Annotated in this window: 6 protein-coding genes; 3 read left to right on the plus strand and 3 right to left on the minus strand. The window is 55.5% G+C overall.

The genetic code is table 11. The features are described from left to right. The 3 genes from Q7T06_RS10455 to Q7T06_RS10465 form a co-directional block, all read left to right on the plus strand. Nucleotides 1–256, plus strand: a 256-nt coding sequence (locus tag Q7T06_RS10455) for an RsmD family RNA methyltransferase (protein ID WP_304784363.1), incomplete at its 5' end; no start/stop codon positions are given. 143 nt (nucleotides 257–399) lie between these two features. Further along, nucleotides 400–891, plus strand: coding sequence for a pantetheine-phosphate adenylyltransferase (gene coaD, locus Q7T06_RS10460; protein ID WP_304784366.1), 492 nt, complete (start codon nucleotides 400–402; stop codon nucleotides 889–891). An 18-nt stretch (nucleotides 892–909) separates the two neighbouring features. Then, nucleotides 910–1,173, plus strand: coding sequence for a YfhL family 4Fe-4S dicluster ferredoxin (locus Q7T06_RS10465; RefSeq protein ID WP_304784368.1), 264 nt, complete (start codon nucleotides 910–912; stop codon nucleotides 1,171–1,173). Between the two features lie 54 nt (nucleotides 1,174–1,227). Here Q7T06_RS10465 and Q7T06_RS10470 read toward each other — a convergent pair whose 3' ends face one another. From Q7T06_RS10470 to ychF, 3 genes are all read right to left on the minus strand, one after another. Beyond that, a complete protein-coding gene (locus Q7T06_RS10470) occupies nucleotides 1,228–2,322 on the minus strand; it encodes a diguanylate cyclase (RefSeq protein WP_304784370.1) in 1,095 nt (364 codons plus the stop codon). Nucleotides 2,323–2,499: 177 nt separating this feature from the next. Then, a complete protein-coding gene (locus Q7T06_RS10475; RefSeq protein ID WP_304784372.1) occupies nucleotides 2,500–3,351 on the minus strand; it encodes an MOSC domain-containing protein in 852 nt (283 codons plus the stop codon). A gap of 69 nt (nucleotides 3,352–3,420) precedes the next feature. Continuing rightward, nucleotides 3,421–4,184, minus strand: a 764-nt coding sequence (ychF, locus tag Q7T06_RS10480) for a redox-regulated ATPase YchF (RefSeq protein ID WP_304784374.1), incomplete at its 5' end; no start/stop codon positions are given.

Genomic DNA, 4,184 nt, shown 5'->3' on the forward strand with positions numbered 1-4,184 from the left:
GCGCGGCATGGCCGGGCAATTCCAGTTGATCTTCCTCGACCCGCCATATCACCAGGACTGGCTGGCCAACATGTTGCCGGCATGCGCGCAATTGCTGGCCAAAGATGGCTTGATCTATGTCGAATCCGAAGCCTCTTTGGCATCTGATGCGCCGCCCGAATGGCTGGCTGGCTGGGACGTGCTGCGGGCCGATAACGCCGGCCTGGTGTTTTACCATCTGCTGCAATCGAAAAAACCGCCTGAACTTCAGGCATAATGCGCTTTCAGTTATTTGCGGTGCCATAGTGTCATAGCTGCGCTATGCAGGAACAGGAAGCAAAGCACCAATCTTGCCCACATCCGGCGCATGCGCTGCGTGTTTTTCCGCCAGCTGACACCTAGCCACCCTACGGAGCCAAAATGGTCACAGCCATCTATCCAGGAACATTCGATCCACTGACGCGCGGTCATGAAGACCTGGTGCGTCGTGCGTCGGGCTTGTTCGACAAATTGATCGTCGGCGTTGCCGACAGCAAAAACAAGAAGCCTTTCTTTTCGCTGGAAGAACGCCTGACGATTTCCAATGAAGTGCTGGGCCATTATCCGAATGTGCATGTCGAAAGTTTTTCCGGCTTGTTGAAGGATTTTGTGCGCCGTCATGATGCGCGCGTGATCGTGCGCGGTTTGCGCGCAGTATCCGACTTTGAATACGAATTCCAGATGGCCGGCATGAATCGCTATTTGCTGCCGGATGTGGAAACGCTGTTCCTGACGCCTTCAGACCAGTATCAATTCATTTCCGGCACGATAGTGCGCGAGATCGCTGCGCTGGGCGGCGATGTATCGAAATTTGTTTTCCCTTCAGTCGACAAATGGCTGAAAGAGAAAATCGCTGCACAAGAGCAGGAATAAGCTGGAGTTGAGGTTGTCATGGCATTGCTGATTACTGCGGAATGTATCAAGTGCGACGTATGCGAGCCCGAGTGCCCGAACGATGCGATTTACATGGGCCAGGAAATCTACGAAATTGATCCGACCAAATGCACGGAATGCGTCGGCCATTTTGACGAGCCGCAATGCCAGCAGGTTTGCCCAGTCGATTGCATACCCTTCAATCCCGCATGGCGCGAAAGCAGGGAAGAACTGCAAGCCAAATACGAGCGTTTGCAGGCAGAGCTCAAGACAGAGTCATAAACAAAAAGGGACCGATGGTCCCTTTTTTATTGCGTAGCAATCATTCCTGCACCATCAGGCTGCGCTCATCACTTTATTTCTTCCACCCTGCTTGGCCAGATACAGCGCTTGATCTGCCTTGGCCAGTAACTGCTGTGCGGTGGTGGCTATCATTTCCTTGCGATCTATGCGGTCTACTGACGCGACGCCGATCGAGACGGTGATGCGCAGTTTTTCTCCGCTAGTCAAGATGAGCGGAGTGTTGCAGATGCTGCCGCGTATGCGTTCTGCCACTGCAATGGCGGCATCGATTTCTGCATCGATCAACAGGACGACGAATTCCTCGCCGCCGAATCGCCCCAGTGCATCGCTCAAGCGCAATTCTGCCTTGATGCGGGCGGCGACTTCGCGCAGGACTTCATCGCCACCCTGGTGGCCGAAGTTGTCGTTCACTTTCTTGAAAAAATCCAGATCGATATACATGCTCGACAAGGCATAGCCGTGTCGCTGCGTGCGGCCGACTTCTTCCAGCAGGCGTCGTTCCACGTAGCGGCGATTGTTGACGCCGGTCAGCGGATCGGTGAGGCCGATATGCTGCAGGCGCTCGTTGTTGATCACGTTCTCTACACAGATGGCAACGATGGAGGCACGGTGCTGCAGGAAATCGCTCGCCATGTTCGGCGTGAAGCGGGCGGGATCGAGGCTGCCGAGGCTGAGCCAGCCTATCAAGGCATTGCGCCGTATCAGCGGCAGCACCGCGACGCTGGCGGGCTTCAATACGGTAGCGGGAAAACGGTGCCTATGCTGCATCGTGTTGTAGGGGCCGAGCGAGGGCTTGCGCGCCGGATGGCTGAGTTCATCAACGCCATCATTTTTCTCGACGAAAATCAGGTTCGGATAATCGCTTACATCGATGCGCAAATCGCTCAGGATGCGACGGATTTCCGCATCGGGATCGATCAATGAAAGCGTGACGACATCGAGTTCCGACGCTTCAGTCAGCGTATCGAATACGCTGTCTATCAATTCCTGGAACGTGTTGGCGCTGATGAAATTCAGGTCGAATTCCTGGTAGCGCTGCATGATGAGCTGATTGCGATGCGCCTGCTCGAGCAGTAATTTCAACTGCGCGCGCAACTGCGAATTTTCGGTAGCCAGCTTGTTCGTCATGGACGGGAGGTAGGGACTGCGATGGTAGCGGGTACCGCAAGGAATCGATGGTGAATACTACAGGGATGTTTTCCTTATGGCAATTTTTGTGCAGGCCTTGTGTGTACTTGATTCAAGTTTGCTGAACAAAGGCTGCTTTTAGCAACACATGTCTTGTCGTGCGCGCTCAGTTCTGCCTCAGAAAGCCAGATTTACATCGACCTGCTGCCCTACGCGCACCAGTTGTCCGGCTCCGCTGAGCAAGATCGCGTTCATGCCGAAGGTGATGCCGTCGTCTACTTTGGGATTGACGCGATAGGTGCGCAAAATGTCTAGCGGATCGGGACCGATTTCACCCGTCGCCTGGTCGATGGACGGTATCGGGCAGCGCGGGCAAGGCTTGACCGGTTTTAAGGTGGCATCGCCCAGCTTGTATGATTCGGCAAAATCCTCTTCATAGGCTGCGAGGTCGCCGAACACCAGGTTCGGGCGGAAGCGATTCATCGGCAAGGCCGTGCGGCCTTGCGCAATCAGTTTCTCATTCAAATCGGCCAGCGATCCGGCGCCTATCACCAGCATCGGAAAGCCGTCGGAGAATAGCGTCGGCACTTCAACGCCAGCGGTCCATGTCGTGCTCGCGAGCCGTTTCGCATCCGGGTGAAAGCGTACCAGCCTGCAAGTCACGCCCAGCGCATTTGAAAACCACAGTGCAGTCGTGTCATCGCAATCGTAGGCATCGAGCTGGTCGTCCCATACCTGGACCCGGATGATTTTTTCATCTTCCGGATCGGGCAAGCCCAGCGGGACTTCCAGACGCAGCATGCCGGGCGCGCGCAACTCCAGCGTGTCAGCCTTGATGCGCGGCGTTATCAAAGCCATGTTTGGATATTCGCGCTGCGTCAGTGCCAGCCCGTTGGCATCCACCAGCATCCATTCGCGATCATAGATATGTTCGCTCATCAAACCGGCCGGCGTCAGCGTCGCCTCGCGCAGCGAAATGCCGGCGCAGGATTTGATCGGGTAGAGATGGAGTTCGGTCAGGATAGGCATGAATATGAGTGCGTGGCAGACTGGCTCCGGTCAGATGCAATCAAACCGGAGCAGGCAATTCAAATGGGATTAGACGTTGAACAGGAAATTCAAGACGTCGCCATCCTTGACAACATATTCCTTGCCTTCGGCGCGCATCTTGCCGGCTTCCTTCGCGCCTTGTTCACCCTTGTACTTGATGAAGTCTTCATAGGCGATCGTTTGTGCGCGGATATAGCCGCGCTCGAAGTCGGTGTGGATCACGCCGGCAGCTTGCGGGCCGGTATCGCCGGCGTGGATGGTCCATGCGCGCACTTCCTTCACGCCCGCAGTGAAATAGCTTTGCAGGCCCAGCAGTGAAAAAGCGGCACGTATCAGTCTGTCCAGGCCAGGTTCTTCCATACCCATGTCGGCCAGGAATTCCTTTTTGTCGGCTTCTTCCAGGTCGGCGATTTCAGCTTCGATCGCAGCGCAAATCGCGACGACCGGTGCATTTTGCGATTTGGCGTAGGCGGTCAGTTGATCGAGCAGCGGATTGTTGGTGAAGCCGGTATCGGACACATTGCCGACGTACATGGCCGGCTTGGCAGTGATCAGGCACAGCGGCTTGATCAATTCCATTTCTTCCTTGTCCAGGCCCATTGCGCGCACCGGCTTGGCTTCATTCAGGTGCGGCATGATGCGCTCCAGGATTTCGACCAGTTTGGCCGCATCCTTGTCGCCGGAACGTGCTTTCTTGTTTTCGCGATGGATCGCTTTTTCCACGGTGCCCCTGTCGGCCAATGCCAGTTCGGTCTGGATCACTTCGATGTCGTCGAGAGGATTGATCTTGCCTGCAACGTGGATCACATTGT

Source organism: Herminiimonas sp. (genome assembly GCF_030645555.1).
GTDB lineage: Bacteria > Pseudomonadota > Gammaproteobacteria > Burkholderiales > Burkholderiaceae_D > Oxalicibacterium.